The following is a 23,410-nucleotide window of genomic DNA, read 5'->3' on the forward strand; positions in this document are numbered from 1 at the left end:
CTCGTTCATCGCACGACGGTGCGAAGACGGACGGTAACGGTCTGCCCGGCGTCCAGCGCGGGCAGCACCCAGCGCACGTGGGTGTACGCTTCGGGTTTCACTTCGACTTCCCGTTCCTGCTCGACGCCGTCGGTCACGACGACGACCTTCCTGTAGAGCGGCGGGCGCGCGTACCGCGCGCCGCCGTCGAAACTGAACTCGGGCCGCACCGCAACGCCGCCCAGGTCGAGCGGCTCGGCCGAGCCCGCCAGGTAGCGGGTGCCCGGGGGTACGGGAATCACCAGGACCACGTCCTCGAGCGCCCGGTCGGAGCGGTTGGTCGCCGCGAGCCGCCACTCGAGCGTCTCGCCCGGCGCCGCGCTCGCGGCGCGCTCGAACACCTCTAGGCGCTCCCCCTCGGCGTTCGTCACCTGGAGCACGCGGAAGGAGGCGAGCTCGAGCCACAACGGCGGCACCGCCGCGACGGCCAGGGCGAAAAAAACCGCCGTCCATACAGCACGGCGCAAATTCATCGATACACTTCCTTCATATTCCAATAACCTCCCAGAGCAGTATAGAAACAACTTTCGTTAACCTACTACCCCTATTTGGGGGTGTTTTACCTCTCTAAAGGAGGAGTATACCGCCCGGCCGTTAAACGCATGTCAAAAAAGCGCCCCCGCGGGCGCACCTCCCCGGGTTTGAACCGGGTACAAGGAAACCGCTTCAGCCCAGGCTCTCGCGGAAGGCCTGCTCCACGAGCGCCTCGCTGCGCTCCAGGAAGGCGCGGTAGCGCCGCACGAACGCCAGGGCCTCCGGGGTCAGGCGGCTCCGCCCTCCGCCCTCGCCCCCCGAGTGCGACTCGATGAGCCGGAAGCCCAGGGCCGCCTCGACGCGGCGCACCCGGGCCCAGGCGGCGCGGTAGCTGAACCCCGCCGCCCGCGCCCCCGCCTTGAGGCTGCCGCTGGCGTGCACCGCCTCCAAGAGCCGCAGGGTGCGCGGACCCATCAGGTACTCGCCCGTTTCGGTCTCCAGCCAGAACTTGGCGCGCGGTCGCATGGTCCCCTCAGTAAACCATCTCCCCGGCCACGTAGGCCCGGGTCAGCGCCTCACGAGGACGGACGAAGAGCCGCTCGCTGGGGGCGCGCTCCACGATCCGTCCCCCCAGGAGGAACCAGGTCTCCTGCCCCAGCCGCCGCGCCTGGTAGAGGTTGTGGGTGACCAGGACGATCGTGCGGCCCTGCCCGTGGGCCTCGCGCAGCAGCCCCTCGACGCGGTCGACGTTGCCCGGATCGAGGGCCTGGGTGGGCTCGTCCAGGAAGAGGACGTCGGGCTCGATGGCGAGCGCCCGCACCAGCGCCAGGCGGGCGCGCTCGCCCCCCGACAGCGAGACCGCGGGCTGGGCCAGCTTGTCGGCGAGCCCCACCCGCTCGAGCCACGGCCGCACCCGTCGCGCCGCCTCGCGCCGGCGCACGCCGCGCAGCTCGAGCCCGAAGGTGGCGTTGGCGAGCACGCTGCGATCGAGCACCGTGCGGTCCTGATCGAGGAAGACCGCCCGCCCCTGCAGCTCCACGCGGCCGCGGTCGGGGCGCTCGAGTCCCGCGAGCAGGCGCAGGAGCGTGCTCTTCCCCGCACCGCTGGGCCCGATCACGGTCACGAAGCGGCCCGGGGGCACTTCGAGCGCTTCCACCGTGAGCTCGAAGCCCGGGTAGCGCCGCACCAGCCCCTTGCTCCGGATCACCGCCGCTCCCCCCAGACCACCAGGACGGCGGTGACGACCAGCGTCACCCCCAGCAGCACCGCCCCCAGCGCCAGCGCGCTCTCCAGCTCGCCCTTGCGGGTCTCCAGCACGACCGCGGTGGTGAGCACCCGGGTGTGAAAGCGGATGTCCCCGCCGACGATCGTGGCCGCCCCCACCTCGCTGATCGCCGCGCCGAAGCCGGCGGCGAGCGCCGCGACGATCGGCCGGCGGCTCTCCCAGAGCAGGGTGGCGAGCACCTGCCGCTCCGTGCCGCCGAGGCCGCGCACCAAGCGCCGCACCCCCTCGGCGCGCACCCGCACCGCCGCCAGGGTGAAGCCGGCGATCATGGGAAAGGCCAGCACCGCCTCCGCCAGCACCATGGCCAGCGGGGTGAAGAGCAGCCCCAGCCCGCCCAGCGGCCCGCTGCGCGAGAGCAGGAAGTAGAAGAGCAGCCCGACGACCACCGGCGGCAGCCCCATCCCCGCGTAGAGGACGACCTGGGCGCCCATGCGCCCCCGCCGCGGCCGCGAACCCAGCCACACCCCGAGGGGGAGGCCGAAGAGGGCGGCGAGCAGCGTGGCGGCCCCCGCCACCCCCAGGCTGCGGGCGGCGATCTCCCCGACCTCGGCCCAGGCGAGGGTCAACTAAGGGTTCACCTCCACCTTGCAGCGGCCGTAGAGGGGGTTGAAGAGGCTCTTCCCGAAGCGGTCCTTCAGGTAGGCGCCGATTTGCTGCTGCACGTCCGGACGCAGCAGGTAGGCGCGCAAGGCGTAGGCCGCCTCGCGGTTCGCCCCGGGGAAGCGCTCGGGGTTCACCACCATGTAGCCGTACTGGTTGAGCATGCGCGGATCGGGGCGGTCGAAGAGGCCTTCGAGGTCCACCTTGTCGCGCATGAAGAGGAAGGTGCCGAGGTCGGTGAGGGTGTAGGCGCGCTTCTCGGCGGCCAGGGTGAGCGTCGCCCCCATGCCGCTGCCCGACTCCAGGTACCAGGGGCGGCCCGCGGGGTCGAGCCCGGCGGCGCGCCACAACGCCTGTTCGCGGTGGTAGGTGCCGGAGTTGTCGCCGCGGCTGACAAAGGCGGCCTCCGCCGCGAAGATGCGGCGCATGGCGTCCAGGGCGTCCGCGGCCGCGCCCACGCCCGCAGGGTCGGCGGCGGGGCCGGCGATCACGAAGTTGTTGTAGGCGATGCAGGCGTGGGCCACGCCCTTGCCCTCGCGCAGGAACCGGGCCTCCAGGTCGGGGGCGTGCACCAGCACGGCGTCGGCGTCGCCGCGCCCGGCGATGGCCAGCGCCTGGCCGGTGCCCACCGCGATCACCTGCACCGGCACCCCGGTCTCGCGGGTGAAGCCGGGGAGGATCGCCTCGAGCAGGCCCGAATCGTTGACGCTGGTGGTGGTGGCCAGGCGCAGCGGCGCGGCCGCCAGCGCCGCCCCCAGGAGCAGACCCAACGCGATGAGCTTCTTCATCGGTCACCTCCGTATTGCACGACGTTGCAACACCCCCATTCTAGCGCCCGCGCCCCCGGCAAACGCCCCGCCTGGCGGCGGGGCGTGCAACGGACGGTCCGGTTAGCGTTTCTTGCGGCCGCGGCCGCGCTTCTTGCCGCCTCCGGCGTCCCCTCCGGAGTCGGAGCCGCGCATGAAGCTCTTGAGCTTGTGCTCGAACTCGGGGGCCTGCCGCGGCAGCCTCCGGGGCTTGGGCGGGTCGACGGGCTTCTCCATGAGCTCCTTGATGGAGAGGTCGAGCCGCCCCTTGTCGTCGCGCCCAAGGACGAAGACCTCGACGATGTCGCCCTCGTTCAAGAAGTCGCGCACGTTCTTGACGAACTCGTGCGCGATCTCGGAGATGTGCACGAGTCCCGATTCGCCTCCGGGAAGCTCCACAAAGGCGCCGAAGTCCATGACCCGCGTAACGCGGCCTTCCACGATGCTGCCTGCTTCGTACTTCATTCAGTTCTTCCTCCATGGGGCGCGACCCGCACGCTGGCGGCAGGGACCTAAGGCAAGGCTTTTCGCGCTCACGATGGGGCCACTATAGCACATCGCCCCCGGCAGGCAAGCCCGTCTATATAACGCTTTTCATGCGGCAGTCCCTGAAGTGATATATTGGCGGTACGGAGGTCGCCGTGTCCGAGTTGTGGTTCGAACCAACCCCCGACGAACGCGCGCTGCTGGGCGCGCTGGGAAGCTTCCTGACCGACCGCGTGGTGCCCACCGCCGCCGAGCGCGACGCCTCGGGCGCCTTTCCCCACGACCTCGTCCGCGAGCTGGGCGAGCTGGGCGTCTTCGGCCTGCAGGTGCCCGAGGCCTACGGCGGGCTGGGCCTGCCCACCCGCACGGCCGCCCGCATCCTCGAGGAGATCGCCTGGGCCGACGGCAGCCTGGGGCTGACCGTCGCCAGCCACAACTCGCTGGCCACGGGGCACCTGCTCCTCGATGCCAGCGAGGAGCAGAAGGAGCGGTACCTGCCGAAGATGGCGAGCGGCGAGTGGCTGGGCGCCTGGGGGCTGACCGAACCCGGCGCGGGCTCGGACGCCGCGGCGCTTTCGACCCGGGCCGAGGAGGCGGACGGCGGCTGGGTGCTGAACGGGACCAAGCAGTTCATCACCCAGGGTTCGGTGGCCGGGGTCTACGTGATCAACGCCCGAACCGACCCCGCGCCCGAGGGCAAGCCCCACCGCGGCATCAGCACCTTCGTCTTCCCCGCGGGCACGCCGGGGCTCACGATCGGCCGCAAGGAGGACAAGCTGGGGCTGCGCAGCTCGGACACCGCGCAGCTGATCTTCGAGGACCTGCGCCTGCCCGCGGACGCCCTGGTGGGCGAGCGGGGCCGCGGGTTCTACACCGTGCTGCGTGTGCTCGACGGGGGGCGTGTGGGCATCGCGGCGCTGAGCGTGGGCCTCGGCCGCGCGGCGCTCGAGTTCGCCGCCCGCTACGCCGGCGAGCGCCGGCAGTTCGGCCGCCCCATCGGGCGCTTCGAAGGCGTGGGCTTCCAGCTCGCCCAGATGAGCACCGACCTGGAGGCCGCGCGGATGCTGTACCTGAAGGCGGCCGAGCTGAAGGACGCCGGGCGCGACTACACCCTGGCCGCGGCCCAGGCCAAGCTCTTCGCCAGCGAGGTGGCCACCCGCGCCGCCGACGCGGCCATCCAGATCCTGGGGGGCTACGGCTACATCAAGGACTACCCGGTGGAGCGTTACTGGCGCGACGTGCGGCTGATGCGCATCGGCGAGGGCACGAGCGAGATCCTCAAGCTGGTGATCGCCAAGCGGGTGCTCGAGCGCTACTCGGCCTGAACGCGGCCTTCCCCCAGTTGGGGGTACGCCGACCCGGCGGACTCGGCTACCCTGAGGGCATGAAAGGCGCGAAGGGCCGCGGTGCGGGCGCGCGCCGCGGCGGAGCCGCACGGCGCGGCGGCTTCACGCTCATCGAGCTGCTCATCGTCCTCGCCATCGTCGGCGTCCTGGCCGCCGTCCTGCTGCCCTCGCTCGTCCGCGCCCGGGTGCTGGCCAACCAGCAGGCCGCAAACGCCTTCGCCCACAACGTCTACAAGGCCTCGTTCGCCTACGTGGCCGCCTCGTCCGATTTGGCCGTGGTCACCGACGGCGACTGCCGCGACGGTTACACCGCCGGTGGCTACCACGTCGCCGCAGCCGGGCCCATGGTCGCGGCCTGTCGGGTGACCGACGCCGACGGCAACGGCGTGCCCGAGGTGGAGGTGCAGGACCGCTACGGCAACACCTACCGCTTCTAGGCCGGGCGGCGCGCGCCGCCCGGCTAGGCTTCCGCCCCCCACGTCGCATAGACTGACGGCGTGAGCGAACGACTTTTCTGGCAGGACCCCTACGCCACCGCCTTCACGGCCACGGTCACGCGCGTCCGGGAGGAGGGCGGCCGCTTTCTGGTCGAGCTCGACCGCACCCTCTTCTACCCCACCTCGGGCGGCCAGCCCCACGACACCGGCACCCTGGGCGGGGTGCGGGTGCTGGACGTCTTCGAACCCGAGAAACACGGCCAGCGCATCGTGCACGTGCTGGAGGCGCCGCTCGAGGAAGGCGCCGCGGTGGAGGGGAAGATCGACTGGACCCGCCGCTACCGCCACATGCAGCGCCACACCGGCCAACACGTCCTCAGCCAGGCCTTCCTGCGCGCGGCGCAGTGGAACACCATCGCGGTGAGCCTGGCGGGGCCGGAGATCCACATCGACTTCGACGTCTGGCCGGGCCCCGGGGCGGCCGAAGAGGTGCTCGCCGAGGCCGAGGCGCTGGCGAACTGGGCCGTCTACGCCAACCTGGCGGTGAGCGCGCGCGAGGTGCCCGAGGCGCAGGTGCCGCTGTTGCCGCTCCGGCGCATGCCCAAGGTGCGCGGTTCGGTGCGGGTGGTCCAGATCGAGGACTGGGACCTCGCCCCCTGCGGCGGCACCCACCTGCGCAGCACCGCCGAGGCGGGGCCGATCAAGCTGCTGGGCTTCGAGAAGGGCAAGAAGAAGACGATTCGGGTCTACGCCCGCACCGGCTGGGAGGCGCTGGAGGACTACGCCGCCAAGCACCGCACCCTGAAGGCGCTGGCCGGGCGCTTCTCGGCGGGGGTCTTCGACGTGCCCGAACGGGTGCAGAAGCTCGAGGACGAGCTCTACGCCGCGCGCGGCGAGGCGCAGGCGCTGGCCGCGGAGCTGGCGGAGCACTATGCCCGCGAGCTGGCGCAGGCGGGCTTCCCGGCGGCGCGCCAGGTGCCGCTGGCGGCGCTGGCGGAGACGGGGCGGCGGGTCGCCGAGTGGCCGGGGGCGCTGGCGCTTCTGGCCGCGCTCGAGCCCGGCGGCGAACACGCGCGGCTGCTGCTGGTGGCCCACCCCGACCGCGAAGCCGAGCTGCGGTCGCTGTGGCGGGAGCGGCTCGAGCCCCTGGGGGCCAGGGGCGGGGGCCGCGGTCACATACAGGGGCGGCTCGCGGCGGGTAAACTGCAGCTTGCGCTCGAAGCGTTCTCGGGCGCGGCAAAGGAGAACCCATGAGCACGACGCACCCCAAACCCCTCGGCGACGCCGTCTTGGACCTGAAGCCCGGCGACCGCCTCTTCGATCCCCAGGCCCACAGGGGCTACCTGATCTACGGCATCCGCATCTACGACGACTACGACCACGGCATGCTCGACACCTACTTCGACCTCATCGCCGAAGACGGCACCCACGTAGTGCTGCAGGGGCTGGCCATCAGCCGCTGGGAAAAGCTCTGAAGCGAGGGCGCCACGGTAAGGCGGGCCACGGCCCGCCCTTTTTTCACCCGGTACAATGGCGCATGACAAAGGAGGCGGCATGCGCGTGCTCACAATCCTTGGTCGGGTCCTCGCGGGCCTGATCGTCCTGGTCCTGCTGCTCGCCGTGGGCGGCTACTACTACCTGAAGAACGCCACCCTGCCCCAGACCAACGGCCGGCTCGTCACCCCCGGCCTCTCGGCGCCGGTGGAGATCCTCCGCGACGCCAACGGCATCGTCCACGTCAAGGCCGCGAACGAGCACGACCTCTTCTTCGGTCAGGCGGTGGCCCACGCCCAGGAGCGGCTGTGGCAGATGGAGTTCCAGCGGCGCATCGGCGCCGGCCGGCTCGCCGAGGTGCTGGGCGAGGCGGCCGTGCCCACCGACAAGTTCCTGCGCACCCTCGGGGTCTACCGCGCCGCCGAGCAGGCCTACGAAAACCTGCCGGACGACCTGAAGGCCATCGTCGACGCCTACGTGGACGGGGTCAACGCCTACCTGGCCACGAACCCGCCGCTGCCGCTCGAGTTCAAGCTGCTCGGCTTCGAGCCCGAGCCCTGGACGCCGGCCGACGTGCTGGTGTGGCAGAAGATGATGAGCTACGACCTCAGCGGCAACTACGAGGAAGAGCTGCAGCGCTACCGGCTGCTGGCCCGCGGGCTCAGCAAGGCGCGCATCGAGGCGCTCATCCCCGGCTATCCGGCCGCGGCCCCCACGATCGTGCGGCGCATTCCCGAGCGGCTGCGCCCGCGGCCTGTCCGCGAAACGGCCCCGGCCCCCGCGCCCCAGGGCGCGGCCTGGGTGGAGGAGCTGCTGGCGCTGGCACGCACCCTCCCCAGCAGCCTCGAGGCCTCGAACAACTGGGTGGTGGGCCCCGAGCGCAGCACCACCGGCAAGCCGCTGCTCGCCAACGACCCCCACCTGGGGCTCTCGGCCCCCTCGATCTGGATGCTGATGGAGCTCGAGGCCCCCACCTACCGCGCCACCGGCGCCACCTTCCCGGGGCTGCCCACGATCGTCATCGGCAAGAACGAGCGCATCGCCTGGGGGGTGACGAACCACGCCGCCGACGTGCAGGACCTCTACGTGCTCGAGGAGGCGGAGGGCGGCTACCGCTACCGGGGCGAGGTGCGCCCCTACCACCTCCGGCGCGAGACGATCGCGGTCAAGGACGCCGACCCGGTGGTGCTCGAGGTGCGCGAGACCGTCTACGGTCCGGTGATCTCCGACGTCGTGGGCGCCCCCGAAGGACAGGCGCTGGCGCTCCGCTGGGTCAGCCTCGAGCCTAGCGACGAGACGATGGCCGCCTTCTACGGCATCGGCAAGGCGGCGAACTGGGAGGAGTTCACCGCCGCGCTTTTGCGCCTGAAGGCCCCGAGCCAGAACTTCGTCTACGCCGACGTGGAGGGCAACATCGGCTACCTCGCCCCGGGCAAGATCCCGGTGCGCAAACCCGGCCACTCGGGCAAGTACCCGGTGCCCGGCACCGGCGAATGGGACTGGGTGGGCTTCGTGCCCGCGGAGGCCCTGCCCCGGACCTACAACCCGCCCGAAGGGTACATCGTCACCGCGAACAACCGCTCGACCCCCGAGGGCTGGCCCTACACCTTCACCCACGACTGGGCCCCGGGCTTTCGGGCCGCGCGCATCGAGCAGCTGATCCGCGCGAGACCCAAGCTGAGCCCCGAGGACTTCGCGCGCATCCAAGGCGACGAGGTCAGCCTGATGGCCCGGAGCTTCCGCCCGGTGCTCGAGCGCCTGCGCCCCCAGAGCGAACGCGCCGCCGAGTGGCACAGGAAGCTGCTCGCCTGGGACGCGAACGAAACCGCCTCCAGCACCGAGGCCACCGTCTTCCAGGCCTGGTACGCGGAGCTGGCGCGGCTGCCCGAAGCCGAGGTGGGCCAGGCCTACTGGAACGAACCCCTCTATCTGAAACGCGCGCTGCTCGAAGGCGATCCCGCCTGCGACGCCCGCGGCGTGAGCTGCCTGGACTTCGCCGCCCAGGCGCTGGAGCGCGCCCTGGCGCGCCTCGACGCCCTGGGCGGGATCGTCCCCTGGGGGCAGCTCCACCCCGCGGTCTTCGATCACGGGGTGATGACCCACCAGCCCCAGCTGCGCCGCTTCTTCGACCGCGAGATCGCCCACGGCGGGGACCGCTTCACCGTCAACATGGGGGCCTACGACTTCGCCACCTTCCGGATGAACCACGGACCCAGCTACCGCGAGATCGTGGCCCTGGGCCTCCCCGAACAGAGCTACTGGATCCACCCGATGGGCCAGTCGGGCAACGTCCTCAGCCGCCACTACGCCGACCTGCTGCCGCTTTGGGCGAACGTCGAGTACCTGCCGATGGGTACGGGGGAACCGGTGGCGCGGCTGGTGCTCGAACCCTAGCGCCGACGCTAGAGGTACTCCGCCCGGTCGGGCTCGTCTTCCCAGAGCGCGGGCAGCCGGCCGGGGCGGCGCCAGACCTCCCAGCGCGCCCCGTCCCAGGCGTAGGCGCCGGGCCGAGGATGGTCGAGGTAGTCGAGGTGCATCGCCTCCCCGTAGGCCCCCGCCTCGAGGAAGGCCACGGCGTCGCCCTCGCGGGGCACCGGCAGCTCCACGTCGCGCGCCAGCACGTCGCCCGACTCGCAGGCGGGGCCCGCCAGGTCGTAGACCGCGGTGCGCTCGGAGGCGTAGAGCGGCCGCACCGGGTGGCGGGCGCCGTAGAGCAGCGGCCGCAGGAAGGCGGTCATCCCGGCGTCCAGCAGCAGGTAGCGCCGGCGCGTCCGCTTTTCGGCCCAGACGCGCGCGACCAGCACGCCGGCGTCGGCGACCAGGGCGCGGCCGGGCTCGATCCACAGCTCCGCCCCGTAGGCCCGCGCCAGCGCGAACATCCCCGGGGCCAGGTCCCGCGGGTCCAGGTCGAGGCCGAAGCCGCCCCCCAGGTCGAGCACCTCCAGGGGACCCACCCGCTCGCGCAGCCGCTGGAGCACCTCGAGCCGGGCGGCGAAGTCCGCGGGGTTGTGCAGGTTGGAACCCAGGTGCACGTGCAGGCCGCGCATCTCCAGACCGAGTTCGCGTCCGCGCGCGAAGACGTCGGGCCAGTCCTCGGGCAGCACCCCGAACTGGCTGTCGCCGCGGCCGGTGGCCAGGTGGGGGTGGGTGTCCACGGGCAGGTCGGGGTTGAGCCGCAGCAGCACCCGCGCCTCCGGCAGACGCTGCGCGATCCGCTCCAGGTCGGCCCGGGAGTCGGCGACCAGCGTGGGCACCCCCGAGCGCGCCAGCTCCCCCAGCACCTCCGGTGGCTTGACCGGGCCGTTCAGCACCACCTCGTCGGGCATGAAGCCGGCCACGTAGGCGCGCACGACCTCGCCCAGGCTCACCGCCTCCGCACCCAGGCCCTGCGACCGCAGGCGCTCGAGCAGGCGCAGCCGCGGGTTGGCCTTGAGCGCGTAGAAGACGCGGGCCGTCGGAAAGGCCTCCAGGTAGCGGCGGGTCCGCTCCTCGATGCGGCGCAGGTCGTAGGCGTAGAAGGGGGTGGGCACGCGCCCGAGGAGGTCGTGCAGCGCGCGCATGAAGTCCTCGGGGGGCTCGTAGGGCATGCCTTACGATACCCCGCCGTTGTATCCTGATCCCATGCCGCTCATCGGGGTGACCAGCCAGACCGGCCGCACCGGCCGGGTGAACGTGACGCCGTTGTGGGGCGTGCGCGAGCCCTACCGGGCCGCCCTCGAGGCCCAGGGCGCCGGCGTGGTGGTGCTGCCGCCGCAGCCGGAGCCGCGGCTCGAGGGCGTCCTCGCGCGCCTCGACGGCCTGCTCCTGCCCGGCGGGGCCGACCTCGACCCGCGCCACTTCGGCGAGGACCCACACCCGCGGCTGGGTCCGGTGGACCCCGCGCGCGACGAACTCGAACTCTTCGCCGCCCGCTGGGCCGCCGAGCACGGGCTGCCCACCCTGGGCGTCTGCCGCGGGGCCCAGGTGGGGGCGGTCGCCCTCGGCGGCAGCCTCTACCAGGACCTGGAAAGCGCCGGCTTCACCCGGATCGGCCACGACCAAACGGCCCCCGCCCCGGCGCTCTGGCACACCGTCGAGCTGGAGGAGGACCGCTGGCTCGCCCCGCTCTTCGGCCGCCGCTTCCGCACCAACAGCTACCACCACCAGGCCATCCGCGACCCGGGGCCCTTCCGCGTCCTGGCGCGCGCGGCCGACGGCGTCATCGAGGCCGCCGACCTGCCCGACCACCCCTTCTTCCTGCTCGTTCAGTGGCACCCCGAGCTGCTGCCCGACCACTGGGGGCTGTTCGGCCTGCTCGTGGAAGCCGCCGCGGGCCGCCGCGCCTCGGCGGCCGACTGAAGCGCGCCCGGCCCGCGGGGTTCTTCCGGGCTAGCTCCGCGGGTCCAGCGCGTCGCGCACCGCGTCGCCCAGCAGGTTCCAGCCCAGCACGAAGAGCGCGATGGCCATGCTCGGCCAGAACCAGACGAACCAGTACTTCAGCGGCTCGCCTCCGGGGTTGGAGATCCAGCTGCGGGCGAAGCTGATCATCTGCCCCCAGTCGGCGTAGCCCACGTCGGCCCCCAGCCCCAGGAAGGCGAGCGTCGAGGCGGTGATTACGATCGCGCCGATGTCGAGGCTGGCCAGGATGATCATCGGTCCGATGGCGTTGGGCAGGATGTGCTTGAAGAAGAGCCGGCCGGAACCCGCGCCCACCGCGTGGGCGGCGGAGATGTAGTCCTGGGCCTTGACCTGGAGGATGTTCCCGCGCAGCATGCGCGCGTAGATGGGCCAGGCCACCAGGGCGATGGCGATCATCGTCTTGATCAACCCGCGGCCGAAGATCGAGGCGAAGACCATGGCCAGCACCAGGCCGGGGATCGAGTAGACGACGTCGACGAGCCGCATCAGCAGGTTGTCGAGCCAGCCGCCGAAGAGCCCCGCGAGCCCCCCGACGACGGTGGCGATGACGAGCACGATGCCCACCACCAGCACGCCGATGTAGAACGAGGTGCGCGCCCCCCAGACGATGCCGTAGTAGATGTCGTAACCCCCGCTGGCGATGCCGAGGGGGTACTTGGCGCTGGGCGGCTTGGGCACCGGCGAGTAGCTGACCCGGGGGATCTTGTAGCAACTCTCCGGCGGGGCGAAGGTGGCCCGCCAGAAGGCGGGGTGCGCCGGGCTGCGCAGCGCCGTCCGCGCCTCGCTGCGCCCCAATCCCAACTCACGCACGCACCCCCGGGGCAGCCGGTCGGCGGTCAGCACCGGCGCCAGAACGGCCATTCCCGCGAAGAAGAGCAGGATCACCAGGCCGGCGAGCGCCAGCGGGTTGCGGCGGAAACGGCGGAATCGCTTGCCCTCGAACCAGCGTTCCCGCTTGGGCCCGGGCGCGACGGGGCTACTCATAGCGGATCCTCGGATCGACGATCACGTAGGCCACGTCCACCAGCAGGTTGGCCGTGGCCATGATGAGGCCGATCAGCATTACGAAGGCGAGCAAGGTGGTCACGTCGAGTTGCAGCGCCGCCTTGGCCGCCCACTCGCCCAGACCGGGGAAGTTGAAGATCAGCTCGATCACCACGATGCCGCCGATCATCCGCCCCAGCATGGGCCCGGCCATGGTGATCACGGGGATCAGCGCGTTGCGGCGCGCGTGCTTGTAGACCACGGTTTTTTCGGCCAGTCCCTTGGCGCGGGCGGTGCGCACGTAGTCCTTGCCCAGCTCGTCGAGCATCGAGGACCGCATCACCCGCATGATGCCGGCGCTGACGACGATGACCAGCGCCGTCGCGGGCAGGACGAGCCGCTTCAGGGCTTCGAGGGCGATGTCCGGGCGGCCGTTGAGCAGGCCGTCGATCGTGAAGAGGCCGGTGTACCTGCGGAAGTCGCCCCCGGCCAGCTCGATCAGCAGCGAGCTGGGCAGGCGGCCGATGCCGAACCAGCCCAGGCCCCCGTAGACCCAGGCGACCAACCAGATGGCCACCACGAAGGTCGGCAGCGACCAGCCCACGATGGCCACGACCCGGAGCGCCTGATCGAGCAGGCTGTCGCGGTGGGTGGCGGCCTGGGTGCCCAGCCAGACGCCCACGAGCACGATGGGGACGAAGGCGGCCAGCGCCAGCTCCATCGAGGCGGGAAAGCGCTTGCGGATCGTGGTGAGCACGGGCTCCTTGGAGATGCGCGAGAAACCCAGATTGCCCCGCAGCACCTCCCCCGCCCACAGCTTGTACTGAACGGCGAAGCCCTCCCGCAGGTGGTACTTCTCGATGATGAGGTCCAGGTTTTCGATTTGTTTGTCCGAGGTCACGAAAGCCGCCGCCCGCTGCTCCGGCGAGAGGAGCTGCATCAGCCCCATGATGATCAGCGAGAGCACGAAGAGCACGACCGGGATCTGCAACAGGCGGCGGGCGATGTAGTTGAACATGGCGTCTCTTTTTTAGGGGCGCCGGGCCGCACGGCCCGGCGCCCGGACGGGTTACTTCTTGCTGAGGTCCTTCCAGTAGAAGGCGCCGCTGATCATCGAGTTGTAGTAGACCCCCTGCAGGTCGTCGCGGGTCACGATGAACGGCGACTGCCGCGGGTAGGGCACGTTGGGCAGCACGTCGTAGGCCATGCGCCCGATCTTGCGGTAGATGGCGAAACGCTCTTCCTGCTGATCAGGGCGCACCAGGGTGCGCGCGTACTCGATGAGCTTGTCGAATTCGGGATCCTTGAAGTTCTGACGCTTCGCCAGCGAGCCCTCGGAGTGGTAGAAGGGGTGGATGAAGTTGTCGGGGTCGGCGTAGTCGGCGCCCCAGCCCAGCGGCCAGACGGGCAGCGACTTGGCGCGCGCGGCCTTGAGGTAGTCGGACCACTGCAGCGGGACCACGTCGATCTTGAACTTGGGGTTGAGGCTCTCGATGTTGGCCTTCAGCATCTCGGCCACCGCCTGGCGCACGGTGTTGCCGGCGTTGTGGGTGATCGTGAGGCGGAAGCCCTTCTCCCAGACTTGGCCGCCCCAGGCCTTCTTGAAGTATTCCTCGGCCTTGTCGAGATCGAGCTTGCGGATCGGGATGTCCGGGTCGTAGCCGGGCCAGGTGGGCGGCAGGGCCATGGTGTACCAGGCGGCGTTGCCCTCGTAGATGTCGTTGTAGATCGCGTCCTGGTCCAGGCTGTAGGCGAAGGCCTTGCGGACGTTGACGTCGGCGAAGAAGTCGCGCGGGATGCCGTTGCCGTCAAGCTTGCCCGAGCCGATGTAGGGGTTGTTCTCCCCCTGCACGTTGAAGTTGAAGAAGACGACGTGCGCCCCCGCCGGCGACCAGGCCGGGTCGGACCAGACCTTGACGCCCGCCATCTGCTTCACCTTGGCGTTGACCGTGGCCCAGTCGTTCACGTCCACGCGGTCGGCGTCGCCGCGGCGCAGGGCCTCGAGCCGGGTGGCCTCTTCCTCCACCGCCTGCACCAGCACGTTCTTGATCGCCGGCGCCTCGCCCCAGTAGCCGTCGAAGGCCTTGGCGACGATGTTCTTGTCGTCCCACTTCACCAGCATGTAGGGGCCGGTGCCCGAGGCGTGGTTGTGCAGGTAGCCGGTGCGCAGGTCCACGCCGATCCAGTCCTTCCAGTCGTCCTTGGTGCCGCTCCAGGCGCCGTGGGCGATGGCCCACTTGCTGTCGACCACGCCCGCGGCGGTGAAGAGCATCTTGGCGAAGAAGGCCACGTCGGGGCCGGCGAGGTTGAAGCGGACGGTGTAGAGGTCGTCACAGACGACGCTGCCCTCGATCTTTTCCCAGTAGGCGTCGAGGAACTTGTCGATTTCATCTTGCGAGGCGTTCTCGCCCAGAGCCTTCTTGGCCTCGGTAAGGGCGTCGTTGCCGTAACCGGTGAGGGCGTCGCCGTAGAACCAGGCGCCGGAGTCGCCCGGCATCGTCACCAGGATGCGTTCGATCGAGTACTCGACGTCGCGGCAGGTCATCGGGTTGCCCGAGTGGAACTTCACGCCCTTGCGCAGGTGGTAGACGTAGGTGAGGCCGCCGTCCTTGACCTCGTAGCTCGTCGCCAGGGTGGGCTCGTACTCGCCCGGGACGTCGCGCTTGAAGCTGTAGAGCGTCTCGTAGATGTTCTCGATCACGCCGATCGAGGCCCCGTCGTAGGCCTGCACCGGATCGAGCGAATCGAAGACGGCGTTTTGCATGTAGACGTAGGTGTCCTGGGGGGTGGCCGCGAACGCCCCGCCCAGTACGGCCAGCGCGATCGCGGCAATCAGATGCTTTTTCATGCGTCTCCTTTCGTAATTTATACGGGCCCATGCTACCATTCATCTTCCTTTCATGTAAGGACGGGAGCTCTGAATGTCCGATAACCAAGGAAAACATTGGTTCTCTTGGAAATGTCCCTGCCATAGCGGGGAGCCGGAAAGTTGTATGGAAAAAGACCCGGCGGGTCCGCCGGGTCCGGTGGTGCGCCGTCGGTTCTAGCTCTTGGGGTCCAGCGCGTCGCGGACCGCGTCGCCGAGGAGGTTCCAGGCGAGACCGAAGAGCACCAGCATGAGGCTGGGGTAGATCCAGACGTACCAGAAGTCGAAGGGGGTGCCCTCGGCGGTACCGAGGATGTAGCCGCGGGCGAAGCTGATCATCTGCCCCCAGTCGGCGTAGCCGACGGGCGCGCCCAGGCCGAGGAAGGAGAACCCGGCCGCGGTGAGCACGATCGAGCCCACGTCCATGCTGGCCAGGATCAGCAGCGTGCCGATGGCGTTGGGGAAGACGTGCTTGAGGAAGACCCGCAGCGGACTCGCCCCGATGGCGCGGGCGGCGTCCACGAACTCCTGCGCCTTGGTGCGCAGGATGTCGCCGCGGAAGAAGCGGGCGTACCCGGCCCAGCGGATCAGCGCCAGGGCCAGCATTACCGTGGTCAGGCCGCTTCCGAAGATGACCGAAACGATCATCACGAAGACGAGGCCGGGGAAGGAGAGCATCACGTCGGTGATCCGCATGATCAGGTTGTCCACCGTGCCCCCGATGAATCCGGACAGTCCGCCGATCACGATGCCGATGGCCAGGCTGATGCCCACCACCAGGAAACCGACGTAGAAGGCGGTCCGCGTCCCCCAGGCGAGGCCGTAGAGGATGTCGTAGCTCCCGCCGGAAACCCCCAGCGGGTGCTTTTCGGACGGCGGCTTGGGCAGGGGGGAGTAGCCGTCGCGAGGGATCTCGTAGCAGGTCGGGGGCGGGGCCAGCGTGGCCTTCCAGAAGACGGGGTTCAGGGGGTTGCGCAGTGCGCTCAGGGCCTCGTCCTTCTTGATGCCCAGGTCGCGCAAACAGGGGCGCGCGGTGCGGAGTTCGGCCAGCTGGGGCGCGGTGATGGCGGGCGCGAAGAAAGCGACCATCACGAAGCCGAGGAGGAGCACCGAACCTACGATCGCCAAGGGGTTGCGGCGGAAACGCTTGAAGGTCTTCGAGCGGTACCAGGCTTCGCGCTGAGGTTTCATCTCTTGGGGGTTCACCACGTCCTCCTCATTGGAAGCTGATCCGGGGGTCGATGATGCCGTAGAGGATGTCGACGGCCAGGTTGGCGATCGAGACCACGAGGCCGGTGAGGAGGGCGATGCCGATCACCGCGGGAAAGTCGAGCTGGATCGCCGCGGGCACGGCCCACTGCCCCAGGCCGGGGATGTTGAAGATGATCTCGATGAAGAAGACGCCCTCGAGCATGAAGGCGAACATCAGCCCGGCGATGGTGACCACCGGGATGATGGCGTTGCGGCGCGCGTGCTTGAGGTTGACCACGCGCTCGGGCAGCCCCTTGGCGCGCGCGGTGCGCACGTAGTCGGAGTTGAGCACGTCGAGCATGCTCGAGCGCAGCACGCGCATGATCTGGGCGCTGGCGACGATGGTGTAGGTCGCCACCGGCATCACCAGGCGCTTCAGCGCCGAGTAGGTGACGTCCCAACGGCCGTTGAGGATCCCGTCGATGGTGATCATCCCGGTGTAGGCCTTGAGGGTGCCCTTGGCGAACTCCACCATGATGCTGTCATCGGCGCGTCCGATGCCGAACAGCTTGAAGTAGCCGTAGAAGACGGCCAGCATCCAGATCGCAAGCACGAAGGTGGGCAGCGACCAACCGATGATGGCGAAGACGCGCACCACCTGATCGACGAACCGGTCCCGGTGGATCGCCGCCATCGTGCCCATCCAGACGCCGAAGAGCAGCGTGGGGAAGAACATGTACAGCGCCAGCTCGGCCGAAACCGGCAGCCGCTTACGAATGGTGGTCACGACCGGCTCGTGCGACTGCTTGGAGTACCCCAGGTTCCCCCGCAGAACCTGCTTGAGCCAGGTCGAGTACTGCACCAGGAAGCCCTGATCGAGGTTGTACTGACGGATGATGAGGTCGAGGTTCTTGGCCTGCTGCTCCGACTTCGCATAGGTCGCCGCCCGCTGTTCCGGGGTCAGGAACTGCATCATCCCAAAGATGAGCAGCGAGATCGCCAGCAGCACGATCGGGAGCTGCAGCAACCTGCGAACGATGAAGGTGGTCAACGTAAGCCTCCAAAAGACCGGACTCAAAAGCGCGCCGAGCGCGCACGTTCCCTGTTATACAGCAGACGGTAGAGGGTGCGCAGGCACCCTCTACCGCGGAAAAGGTTCTAGGCGTTCACGCTACTTCTTGATGATGTCCTTCCACAGGAAGGAGCCGGAGCGCATGGGGTTGTTGTAGACGTCCATGCCCTCGGGCGCGCCCTTGGTGTAGACGTTCTTGGCCAGCACCATCCAGCCGGTCGGCCGCGGCAGCGGCAGGACGGGGACGTCCTCGTAGGCCAGGTAGCCAACCTTGCTGTAGAGCTCGGCGCGCTTGGCCGGGTCGGTGATGGAGCGGGCCTCTTCGATCAGCTTGTCCATCTCGGGGTTCGAGTAGCCGACCTTCTTCGCGAAGTAGCCGTTCGAGTGGTAGAAGACGTAGATGAAGTTGTCGGGGTCGGCGTAGTCGGCGCCCCAGCCCAGCACCAGCGCCGGCAGCTGGCCGTTCTTGTAGGCGGCCAGGAACTGCGGCCAGGGCATGGCCTTGACGTTGATCTTGAACTTCGGGTTCAGGGCTTCGATGTTCGCCTTGAGGATCTCGGCCACCGTCTGGCGGGTGGTGTTGCCCGAGTTGTAGGCGATCGTCATCGTGAAGCCGGTCTCCCAGAGCTTGCCGTCGTAGGCCTTCTTGAAGTACTCCTCGGCCTTGTCCATGTCCAGGTTGTAGATGGGGATGTTGGGGTCGTAGCCGAGGAACGAGGGCGGCAGCGCCATGGTGAGGGGCACGGCCTTACCGAGGTAGAGGTCGTTGATGATGGCGTCCTGGTCGAAGCTGTAGGCGAAGGCCTTGCGGACGTTGACGTCCTTGAAGAAGTCCGCGGGGATGCCGTTGCCGTCGAGCTGGCCGGAGCCGATCATCGGGTTGTCCTGGGCGGCGATCTTCTGGTTGAAGAAGACGGCCGAGGCGGCGGCGCCCAGCCACTTGTCGGACTCGATCACCTTGGCGTTGGCCATGCCGCGGATCTGGGTGTCCAGGGTCGCGCGGTTGTTGACGGTGATGCGGTCGGCGTCGCCGGCCTTGAGGGCCTGGATGCGGGTCGCTTCCTCGTCGACGACCTTGATGATGATCGTCTTCATCTGGGGCTTGTTGGCGTAGTCCCAGTAGCCGATGAAGCGCTCGGCGATGACGTCCTTGCCGTCCCACTTGACCAGCTTGTAGGCGCCGGTGCCGGCGTCGTGGGTGTGCAGGAAGCCGTCGCGCAGGTCCTTACCGGCCCAGTCGTACCAGTCGGCCTTGGTCCCGCTCCACTCGCCGTTCTCGATCGCGTACTTGCTGTCGAGGATCGAGGAGGCGGTGTACATCAGCTTGACGAAGAAGGAGGGGTCCTTCTTGATCAGGTGGAACTGGACGGTGTAGTCGTCCACGCACTGGACCGAGTTGTCGATGGCTTCCCAGTACTTGTCGAGGTCGGCCTGGGAGGGGTTGTCGCCGAAGTAGTCCTTGGCGTTGACGCCGTCGTAGCCGATCAGGCTCTCGGCGTAGAACCAGCCCGCCGAGTCGCCCGGGTTGGTGACCAGGAGGCGCTCGATCGAGTACTCGACGTCGCGGCAGGTCATGCGGTTGCCGCTGTGGAAGAGCACGTCGCGACGCAGCTTGAAGGTGTAGGTCTTGCCGTCGTCGCTGATCGAGTAGTCGGTGGCCAGCACCGGCTGGTACTCGGTGATGCTCTCGCCCTTGTAGGTGTAGAGCGTTTCGTAAATGTTCTCCAGGATCGCGCCCGAAGCGGTGTCGTACGCCTGGGCGGGGTCGAGGGAGTCGACCTCACCGAACGTCATCTGGACGTACGTGTCGGGGCCGGTGGCGGCGAAGGCCATGGAACCGACCAGACCTAGAGCCAGAATCTTCAGCAAGTGTTTTTTCATATGTGCTCCTTTCGTACCTTACGGTCGCTCCGTAGTATAACACCCGGCCGATGAATACCGGGGGCATACCGTGCAGAAAAATGCATGCTGCAGCGGCCCCAGCGCCCGCGGGGGCCGGCTGCGGCCGGCGCTCAGGTCGAGAGGAAGCCGCCGTCCACCGCCAGCACCGCGCCGGTCACGTAGCTCGCGAGGTCGCTGACCAGGAAGAGGACGGCCCGCGCCACCTCGTCGGGGCGGCCGAAACGGCGCAGGGGCAACCGCTGGTTGAAGTTGTAGGCCACGCCGACCTTCCCGAGCTCGACGCCCAGGATGGCCTGCTTGCGCAGGCGGCGCACCCCTTCGGTGGCGACGCCGCCGGGCACCACCACGTTGGCGCGGATGCGCGGGCCGTACTCGCGCGCCACCGCGCGGGTGAGGGCGACGACGCCCAGCTTGGCGGCGTCGTAGTGCGCCAGTCCGGGGGCGAAGGGCAGGAAGGCCTCGATCGAGCCGACGTTGACCAGCGCGCCCGAACGCCCCTCGCGGGCGGCCAGGAAGCCCTGGGTCATCCAGTAGACGGCGTCGAGATTGACGGCCATCTGCCGGCGGTAGAAGGCCTCGTCCACCTCGAGCAGGTCGCGGAAGGCGTAGACGCCGGCGTTGTTGACGAGGAGCTCGGGCGCCCGCCCCGCGAGGTCGCGCCACAGCGCGTCGATCGCCGGCTTCTGGGCGAGGTCGAGGGCGTAGGCCTCGGCCCTCCCGTCCAGCTTGCGGCGCAGGCGCTCGAGCCCTTCGCGGTCGCGGTCGACGAGGACGAGCTCCGCCCCCGCCTCGGCGAGGCGCAGCGCCACCGCGCGGCCGATGCCGCCTGCGGCGCCCGTCACCAGCGCACGCTTGCCGTCAAGCGCGATCAACTCGGCCAGCCGGGGTTCCTTCACGGGGCCTCCTGCCCCCATTCTGGCACGCGCTATCCTGAAGCATGGCGAAAAGCGAGCGAACCGCACTGGTGACCGGGGCGGCCGGGGGGATCGGCCGCGCCGTGGCCGAACGGCTGGCCGCGGAGGGGTACCGCGTGGTGATCTGCGACAAGGAGCCCGCCGGCGCGCAGGAGGCGGCGCGGCTCGGCGCGGCCTTCGTCCAGGCCGACCTTTCGGACCCGAAGGAAGTCTGGCGCCTGGCGGTGGAGGCCCGCCGGGCCTTCGGGCGGGTGGACGTCCTCGTCAACAACGCCGGCTTCCAGCACGTCGCGCCGCTCGAGCGCTTCCCCCTGGACGTCTGGCAGGCGATGCAGCAGGTGATGGTGACCGCCCCCTTCCAGCTGATCCGCTCATTTCTGCCCGAGATGAAGGAGCGCGGCTGGGGCCGGATCGTCAACATGGGCTCGATTCATTCGACCGTGGCCAGCCCCTACAAGGCCGCCTACGTCACGGCCAAGCACGCGCTCCTCGGCCTCACCCGCGCCGCGGCGCTCGAGGCCGGCGAGGCCGGGGTGACGGTGAACGCCGTCTGCCCCGCCTACGTACGAACGCCCCTGGTCGAGCGCCAGATCGCGGACCAGGCGGCGAACCTGGGCCTGGACCCCGGCGAGGTGGTCGGGCGGGTGATGCTCGAGCCCGCCGCCATCAAGCGCCTGATCGAGCCCGAGGAGGTGGCCGCGCTGGTGGCCTTCCTGGTCTCGGACGAGGCCGGCGCCATCACCGGCGGCTGCCTGCCCGTCGACCTGGGCTGGACGGCGCGCTAAAACGAACCGGCCCGGCTTTCGCCGGGCCGGCCGCCCGAGCGGATCCGACTCCCGTGCTTACTGAGCGACCGAGATGGGGATCCGCTTGGCGCGCGCGGTCTCGACCTTGGGCATGGTCAGCTTGAGCATGCCGTTCTTGAATTCGGCCTTCACCTCGTCGCTGCTGATCTCCACCGGCAGGGTGAAGCTGCGGACGAAGGTGCCGTGCGGGATCTCCTGCAGGTAGTAGCGGCGCACGCCCTGATCCTCGACCGGCTTGTGCTCACCGCGGATCGTCAGCTTGTTGCCCTCGAGGCTGATGTCGATCTCCTCCGCGGTCAGCCCGGGGACCGCCATCTCCAGCACCAGCGCGTCGTCGGTCTCGTAGAGGTCCACCGGCGCCACGTAGGTGCTGGGCGCGGTCACGCGGCCGAGGTCGCCCAAGGTCTCCTCGAAGAGCCGGTTGAACTCGTCGAATAAGCTCATCGGACCCCAGGTGCGGAAGGGGGTGAGTTCAGCGGTCGGGCGAATCTCGCGCTTCACCAGAGCCATACCATCACCTCCTCCTATTATCTCCTCCACTACGGAGCATATCATATGAGCCTTATTGTGTCAAGTATGGCGTGCTAGGCTGCGGGGGATGCGGATCGAAACGCGCGCCTTCGGCCCCCTGCAGGCCAACGCCTACCTGGTCTGGGACGATCCGGAGCGGGCGGTGCTCGTCGACCCCGGCGACGAGCCCGAGCGGCTGCTCGCCTGGGTGCGGGGCAGCGGGGCGCGGCCCGAGGCCGTGCTGCTGACCCACGCCCACTTCGATCACGTCGGCGCGGTGCGGGCGGTGGTGGAGGCCCACGACCTGCCCGTACTGCTGCACCCCGCCGCCCGCCCGGTCTACGAGCGCGCGGCGGCTGCGGCGATGCGCTGGGGCCTGTTCATCGACCCGCCGCCCACCGCGGCCCTGGTGGACCTGGCCGAGGGCCCGCTGACCTACGGGCCGGGCTTCGAGGTGCGGCACCTGCCCGGCCACTGCCCCGGCCACGTCGCCTTCTACCAGGCGGGGGCGGAGGCGGTCTTCGCGGGGGACCTGCTCTTCGCCGGGGGCGTGGGCCGCTGGGACCTTCCCGGCGCAAACCTCGACGACCTGAAACGCTCGATCCGGCGCCTCTTCGAGCTGCCCGAGGCCACCCGCGTCTACCCCGGCCACGGCCCCGCGACCACCCTGGCCGCCGAGCGGCGCAGCAACCCCTTCGTGCAAGACTGGCTCGGCTAGCTCCTCATGGGCGTCTACTGCAGCTTCGTTTAGAATGAGGCGATATGTTTAGGGGCGAGGATATCGGAATCGACTTGGGCACCGCCAGCGTGCTGGTGTACGTGCGCGGCAAAGGGATCGTCCTGCGCGAACCCTCCGTCATCGCCATGGTGCGCGACAGCAAGGACGTCAAGGCCGTCGGCGCCGAGGCGTACCGAATGCTGGGCCGCACGCCGGGCAACATCATCGCGGTGCGCCCGCTCAAGGACGGGGTGATCGCCGACTACACCCTGACCGAGCGCATGCTCACCATGTTCCTCAAGAAGGTGCTCTCGCCCATGGCGCGCTTCTTCAAGCCGCAGGTCATGGTCGGCGTGCCCAGCGGCGTGACCGAGGTCGAGCGCATGGCCGTGGTGCGCGCGGTCGTCGACGCCGGGGCCAAGCGCGCCTTCCTGATCGAAGAACCCCTGGCCGCGGCGATCGGCGCGGGCATCAACATCGCCGCGCCCGCGGGCAGCATGGTCGTCGACATCGGCGGCGGCAGCTCCGACATCGCCGTGATCAGCCTGGGCGGCATCGTCCAGTCCGAGTCGCTGCGCATCGCCGGCAACGAGTTCGACCAGTCGATCATCCGTTACGTGCGCCGCGCCCACAACCTGCTCATCGGCGAGCGCACCGCCGAGGAGGTCAAGATCAAGATCGGCGCCGCCAAGGTGCTCTCCGACGAGGACCGCCTCGTCGCCGAGGTGCGCGGGCGCGACGTGGTCACCGGCCTGCCCAAGACCGTCGAGGTCACCACCGACGAGGTCGTCGAGTCGTTGGCCGAGCCCTTGGAGAAGCTGGTCATGGGCGTGCGGCGGGTGCTCGAGGCCACGCCCCCCGAGCTGATCTCCGACATCGTCGACCGCGGCATCCTCCTCTCGGGCGGCGGGGCGCTTTTGCGCAACCTCGACCACATGCTCCAGGAGGCCACCAACGTGCCCGTGATCGTCGCCGAGAACGCCCTCGACGCGGTGGCCTACGGCACCGGCAAGGCGCTGGAGATGATCCCGGTGCTCAAGGACACCCTGATCTCCTCCGACTCGGTCCTGCGCCGCTAGGAG

Annotated in this window: 24 protein-coding genes; 9 read left to right on the top strand and 15 right to left on the bottom strand. The window is 69.5% G+C overall.

Translation table 11 applies throughout. From position 1 onward, the window contains the following. Nucleotides 1-5: 5 nt before the first annotated feature. The 6 genes from OCEPR_RS10410 to OCEPR_RS10435 form a co-directional block, all read right to left on the bottom strand. Nucleotides 6-512: a DUF11 domain-containing protein gene (locus tag OCEPR_RS10410; RefSeq protein ID WP_013458685.1), complete on the bottom strand. Its 507-nt coding sequence runs from the start codon at nt 510-512 to the stop codon at nt 6-8. Between the two features lie 193 nt (nt 513-705). After that, the gene (locus OCEPR_RS10415; protein WP_013458686.1) at nt 706-1,038 is read right to left on the bottom strand and encodes a winged helix-turn-helix domain-containing protein; all 333 of its coding nucleotides are present in this window, start codon (nt 1,036-1,038) and stop codon (nt 706-708) included. Nucleotides 1,039-1,045: 7 nt separating this feature from the next. Next, a complete protein-coding gene (locus OCEPR_RS10420; protein ID WP_013458687.1) occupies nt 1,046-1,720 on the bottom strand; it encodes an ATP-binding cassette domain-containing protein in 675 nt (224 codons plus the stop codon). Next, nucleotides 1,717-2,364 carry an ABC transporter permease gene (locus tag OCEPR_RS10425; RefSeq protein ID WP_013458688.1) on the bottom strand — a complete coding sequence of 216 codons (648 nt, stop codon included), beginning with the start codon at nt 2,362-2,364 and terminating at the stop codon, nt 1,717-1,719. Before OCEPR_RS10425 ends, OCEPR_RS10420 begins: the two co-directional genes overlap by 4 nt. After that, nucleotides 2,365-3,186, bottom strand: coding sequence for an ABC transporter substrate-binding protein (locus OCEPR_RS10430; protein WP_013458689.1), 822 nt, complete (start codon nt 3,184-3,186; stop codon nt 2,365-2,367). 102 nt (nt 3,187-3,288) lie between these two features. After that, nucleotides 3,289-3,669 carry a S1 RNA-binding domain-containing protein gene (locus tag OCEPR_RS10435; protein WP_013458690.1) on the bottom strand — a complete coding sequence of 127 codons (381 nt, stop codon included), beginning with the start codon at nt 3,667-3,669 and terminating at the stop codon, nt 3,289-3,291. A gap of 176 nt (nt 3,670-3,845) precedes the next feature. Here OCEPR_RS10435 and OCEPR_RS10440 point away from each other — a divergent pair, with 176 nt between their 5' ends. The 5 genes from OCEPR_RS10440 (at nt 3,846) to OCEPR_RS10460 (ending at nt 9,361) form a co-directional block, all read left to right on the top strand. Beyond that, on the top strand, nt 3,846-5,015 hold the full coding sequence (locus tag OCEPR_RS10440; RefSeq protein ID WP_013458691.1) for an acyl-CoA dehydrogenase family protein: 1,170 nt from the start codon (nt 3,846-3,848) through the stop codon (nt 5,013-5,015). 59 nt (nt 5,016-5,074) lie between these two features. Next, nucleotides 5,075-5,473, top strand: coding sequence for a type II secretion system protein (locus tag OCEPR_RS10445; protein WP_013458692.1), 399 nt, complete (start codon nt 5,075-5,077; stop codon nt 5,471-5,473). Nucleotides 5,474-5,533: 60 nt separating this feature from the next. Further along, entirely contained in the window at nt 5,534-6,727 is a 1,194-nt protein-coding gene (locus OCEPR_RS10450; RefSeq protein WP_013458693.1) for an alanyl-tRNA editing protein, read from the top strand. Beyond that, on the top strand, nt 6,724-6,948 hold the full coding sequence (locus OCEPR_RS10455; protein ID WP_013458694.1) for a hypothetical protein: 225 nt from the start codon (nt 6,724-6,726) through the stop codon (nt 6,946-6,948). Before OCEPR_RS10450 ends, OCEPR_RS10455 begins: the two co-directional genes overlap by 4 nt. Nucleotides 6,949-7,027: 79 nt before the next feature. Further along, nucleotides 7,028-9,361: a penicillin acylase family protein gene (locus OCEPR_RS10460; RefSeq protein ID WP_013458695.1), complete on the top strand. Its 2,334-nt coding sequence runs from the start codon at nt 7,028-7,030 to the stop codon at nt 9,359-9,361. Between the two features lie 8 nt (nt 9,362-9,369). Here OCEPR_RS10460 and lysA read toward each other — a convergent pair whose 3' ends face one another. Beyond that, the gene (gene lysA / locus OCEPR_RS10465) at nt 9,370-10,554 is read right to left on the bottom strand and encodes a diaminopimelate decarboxylase (RefSeq protein ID WP_013458696.1); all 1,185 of its coding nucleotides are present in this window, start codon (nt 10,552-10,554) and stop codon (nt 9,370-9,372) included. Between the two features lie 34 nt (nt 10,555-10,588). On the opposite strand from lysA, the gene OCEPR_RS10470 reads away from it, so the two are divergent. Continuing rightward, complete coding sequence (locus OCEPR_RS10470; protein WP_013458697.1) at nt 10,589-11,305, top strand: gamma-glutamyl-gamma-aminobutyrate hydrolase family protein; 717 nt, start codon at nt 10,589-10,591, stop codon at nt 11,303-11,305. 30 nt (nt 11,306-11,335) lie between these two features. Here the strand turns inward: OCEPR_RS10470 and OCEPR_RS10475 are convergent, their stop codons facing one another. The 7 genes from OCEPR_RS10475 to OCEPR_RS10505 all read right to left on the bottom strand — a co-directional run bounded on the left by OCEPR_RS10475 (nt 11,336) and on the right by OCEPR_RS10505 (nt 20,276). Next, entirely contained in the window at nt 11,336-12,349 is a 1,014-nt protein-coding gene (locus tag OCEPR_RS10475) for an ABC transporter permease (RefSeq protein ID WP_013458698.1), read from the bottom strand. Next, complete coding sequence (locus tag OCEPR_RS10480) at nt 12,342-13,367, bottom strand: ABC transporter permease (protein WP_013458699.1); 1,026 nt, start codon at nt 13,365-13,367, stop codon at nt 12,342-12,344. The genes OCEPR_RS10475 and OCEPR_RS10480 overlap by 8 nt, the downstream gene beginning before the upstream one ends. Before the next feature lie 51 nt (nt 13,368-13,418). Further along, nucleotides 13,419-15,197, bottom strand: a complete 1,779-nt coding sequence (locus OCEPR_RS10485; protein ID WP_013458700.1) for an ABC transporter substrate-binding protein — start codon at nt 15,195-15,197, stop codon at nt 13,419-13,421. Between the two features lie 195 nt (nt 15,198-15,392). Beyond that, on the bottom strand, nt 15,393-16,421 hold the full coding sequence (locus tag OCEPR_RS10490; protein ID WP_013458701.1) for an ABC transporter permease: 1,029 nt from the start codon (nt 16,419-16,421) through the stop codon (nt 15,393-15,395). A gap of 10 nt (nt 16,422-16,431) precedes the next feature. Further along, on the bottom strand, nt 16,432-17,457 hold the full coding sequence (locus OCEPR_RS10495; protein WP_013458702.1) for an ABC transporter permease: 1,026 nt from the start codon (nt 17,455-17,457) through the stop codon (nt 16,432-16,434). Nucleotides 17,458-17,577: 120 nt separating this feature from the next. After that, nucleotides 17,578-19,359, bottom strand: coding sequence for an ABC transporter substrate-binding protein (locus tag OCEPR_RS10500; protein ID WP_013458703.1), 1,782 nt, complete (start codon nt 19,357-19,359; stop codon nt 17,578-17,580). A gap of 131 nt (nt 19,360-19,490) precedes the next feature. Beyond that, nucleotides 19,491-20,276 (bottom strand): SDR family NAD(P)-dependent oxidoreductase, encoded by a 786-nt coding sequence (locus OCEPR_RS10505; protein ID WP_013458704.1) that lies wholly within the window; start codon nt 20,274-20,276, stop codon nt 19,491-19,493. A 41-nt stretch (nt 20,277-20,317) separates the two neighbouring features. Between OCEPR_RS10505 and OCEPR_RS10510 the strand changes: the two genes are divergently transcribed. Beyond that, nucleotides 20,318-21,079: a 3-hydroxybutyrate dehydrogenase gene (locus OCEPR_RS10510; protein ID WP_013458705.1), complete on the top strand. Its 762-nt coding sequence runs from the start codon at nt 20,318-20,320 to the stop codon at nt 21,077-21,079. Nucleotides 21,080-21,136: 57 nt separating this feature from the next. Here the strand turns inward: OCEPR_RS10510 and OCEPR_RS10515 are convergent, their stop codons facing one another. Beyond that, nucleotides 21,137-21,610 (bottom strand): Hsp20/alpha crystallin family protein, encoded by a 474-nt coding sequence (locus OCEPR_RS10515; protein WP_013458706.1) that lies wholly within the window; start codon nt 21,608-21,610, stop codon nt 21,137-21,139. 88 nt (nt 21,611-21,698) lie between these two features. On the opposite strand from OCEPR_RS10515, the gene OCEPR_RS10520 reads away from it, so the two are divergent. Then, a complete protein-coding gene (locus OCEPR_RS10520) occupies nt 21,699-22,328 on the top strand; it encodes an MBL fold metallo-hydrolase (RefSeq protein ID WP_013458707.1) in 630 nt (209 codons plus the stop codon). A 44-nt stretch (nt 22,329-22,372) separates the two neighbouring features. Continuing rightward, nucleotides 22,373-23,407 carry a rod shape-determining protein gene (gene mreB / locus OCEPR_RS10525; RefSeq protein ID WP_013458708.1) on the top strand — a complete coding sequence of 345 codons (1,035 nt, stop codon included), beginning with the start codon at nt 22,373-22,375 and terminating at the stop codon, nt 23,405-23,407. Nucleotides 23,408-23,410 lie beyond the last annotated feature (3 nt).

Source organism: Oceanithermus profundus DSM 14977 (assembly GCF_000183745.1).
Lineage (GTDB): Bacteria > Deinococcota > Deinococci > Deinococcales > Marinithermaceae > Oceanithermus > Oceanithermus profundus.

Excerpts from the sequence above, each read along its gene's own strand:
- OCEPR_RS10510 (WP_013458705.1), top strand. The coding sequence starts at position 20,318 with ATGGCGAAAAGCGAGCGAACCGCACTGGTGACCGGGGCGGCCGGGGGG.
- OCEPR_RS10410 (WP_013458685.1), bottom strand. The coding sequence starts at position 512 with ATGAATTTGCGCCGTGCTGTATGGACGGCGGTTTTTTTCGCCCTGGCC.
- OCEPR_RS10430 (WP_013458689.1), bottom strand. The coding sequence starts at position 3,186 with ATGAAGAAGCTCATCGCGTTGGGTCTGCTCCTGGGGGCGGCGCTGGCG.
- lysA (WP_013458696.1), bottom strand. The coding sequence starts at position 10,554 with ATGCCCTACGAGCCCCCCGAGGACTTCATGCGCGCGCTGCACGACCTC.
- OCEPR_RS10460 (WP_013458695.1), top strand. The coding sequence starts at position 7,028 with ATGCGCGTGCTCACAATCCTTGGTCGGGTCCTCGCGGGCCTGATCGTC.
- OCEPR_RS10415 (WP_013458686.1), bottom strand. The coding sequence starts at position 1,038 with ATGCGACCGCGCGCCAAGTTCTGGCTGGAGACCGAAACGGGCGAGTAC.
- OCEPR_RS10515 (WP_013458706.1), bottom strand. The coding sequence starts at position 21,610 with ATGGCTCTGGTGAAGCGCGAGATTCGCCCGACCGCTGAACTCACCCCC.
- OCEPR_RS10445 (WP_013458692.1), top strand. The coding sequence starts at position 5,075 with ATGAAAGGCGCGAAGGGCCGCGGTGCGGGCGCGCGCCGCGGCGGAGCC.
- OCEPR_RS10485 (WP_013458700.1), bottom strand. The coding sequence starts at position 15,197 with ATGAAAAAGCATCTGATTGCCGCGATCGCGCTGGCCGTACTGGGCGGG.
- OCEPR_RS10500 (WP_013458703.1), bottom strand. The coding sequence starts at position 19,359 with ATGAAAAAACACTTGCTGAAGATTCTGGCTCTAGGTCTGGTCGGTTCC.
- mreB (WP_013458708.1), top strand. The coding sequence starts at position 22,373 with ATGTTTAGGGGCGAGGATATCGGAATCGACTTGGGCACCGCCAGCGTG.
- OCEPR_RS10480 (WP_013458699.1), bottom strand. The coding sequence starts at position 13,367 with ATGTTCAACTACATCGCCCGCCGCCTGTTGCAGATCCCGGTCGTGCTC.
- OCEPR_RS10475 (WP_013458698.1), bottom strand. The coding sequence starts at position 12,349 with ATGAGTAGCCCCGTCGCGCCCGGGCCCAAGCGGGAACGCTGGTTCGAG.
- OCEPR_RS10435 (WP_013458690.1), bottom strand. The coding sequence starts at position 3,669 with ATGAAGTACGAAGCAGGCAGCATCGTGGAAGGCCGCGTTACGCGGGTC.
- OCEPR_RS10455 (WP_013458694.1), top strand. The coding sequence starts at position 6,724 with ATGAGCACGACGCACCCCAAACCCCTCGGCGACGCCGTCTTGGACCTG.
- OCEPR_RS10470 (WP_013458697.1), top strand. The coding sequence starts at position 10,589 with ATGCCGCTCATCGGGGTGACCAGCCAGACCGGCCGCACCGGCCGGGTG.
- OCEPR_RS10520 (WP_013458707.1), top strand. The coding sequence starts at position 21,699 with ATGCGGATCGAAACGCGCGCCTTCGGCCCCCTGCAGGCCAACGCCTAC.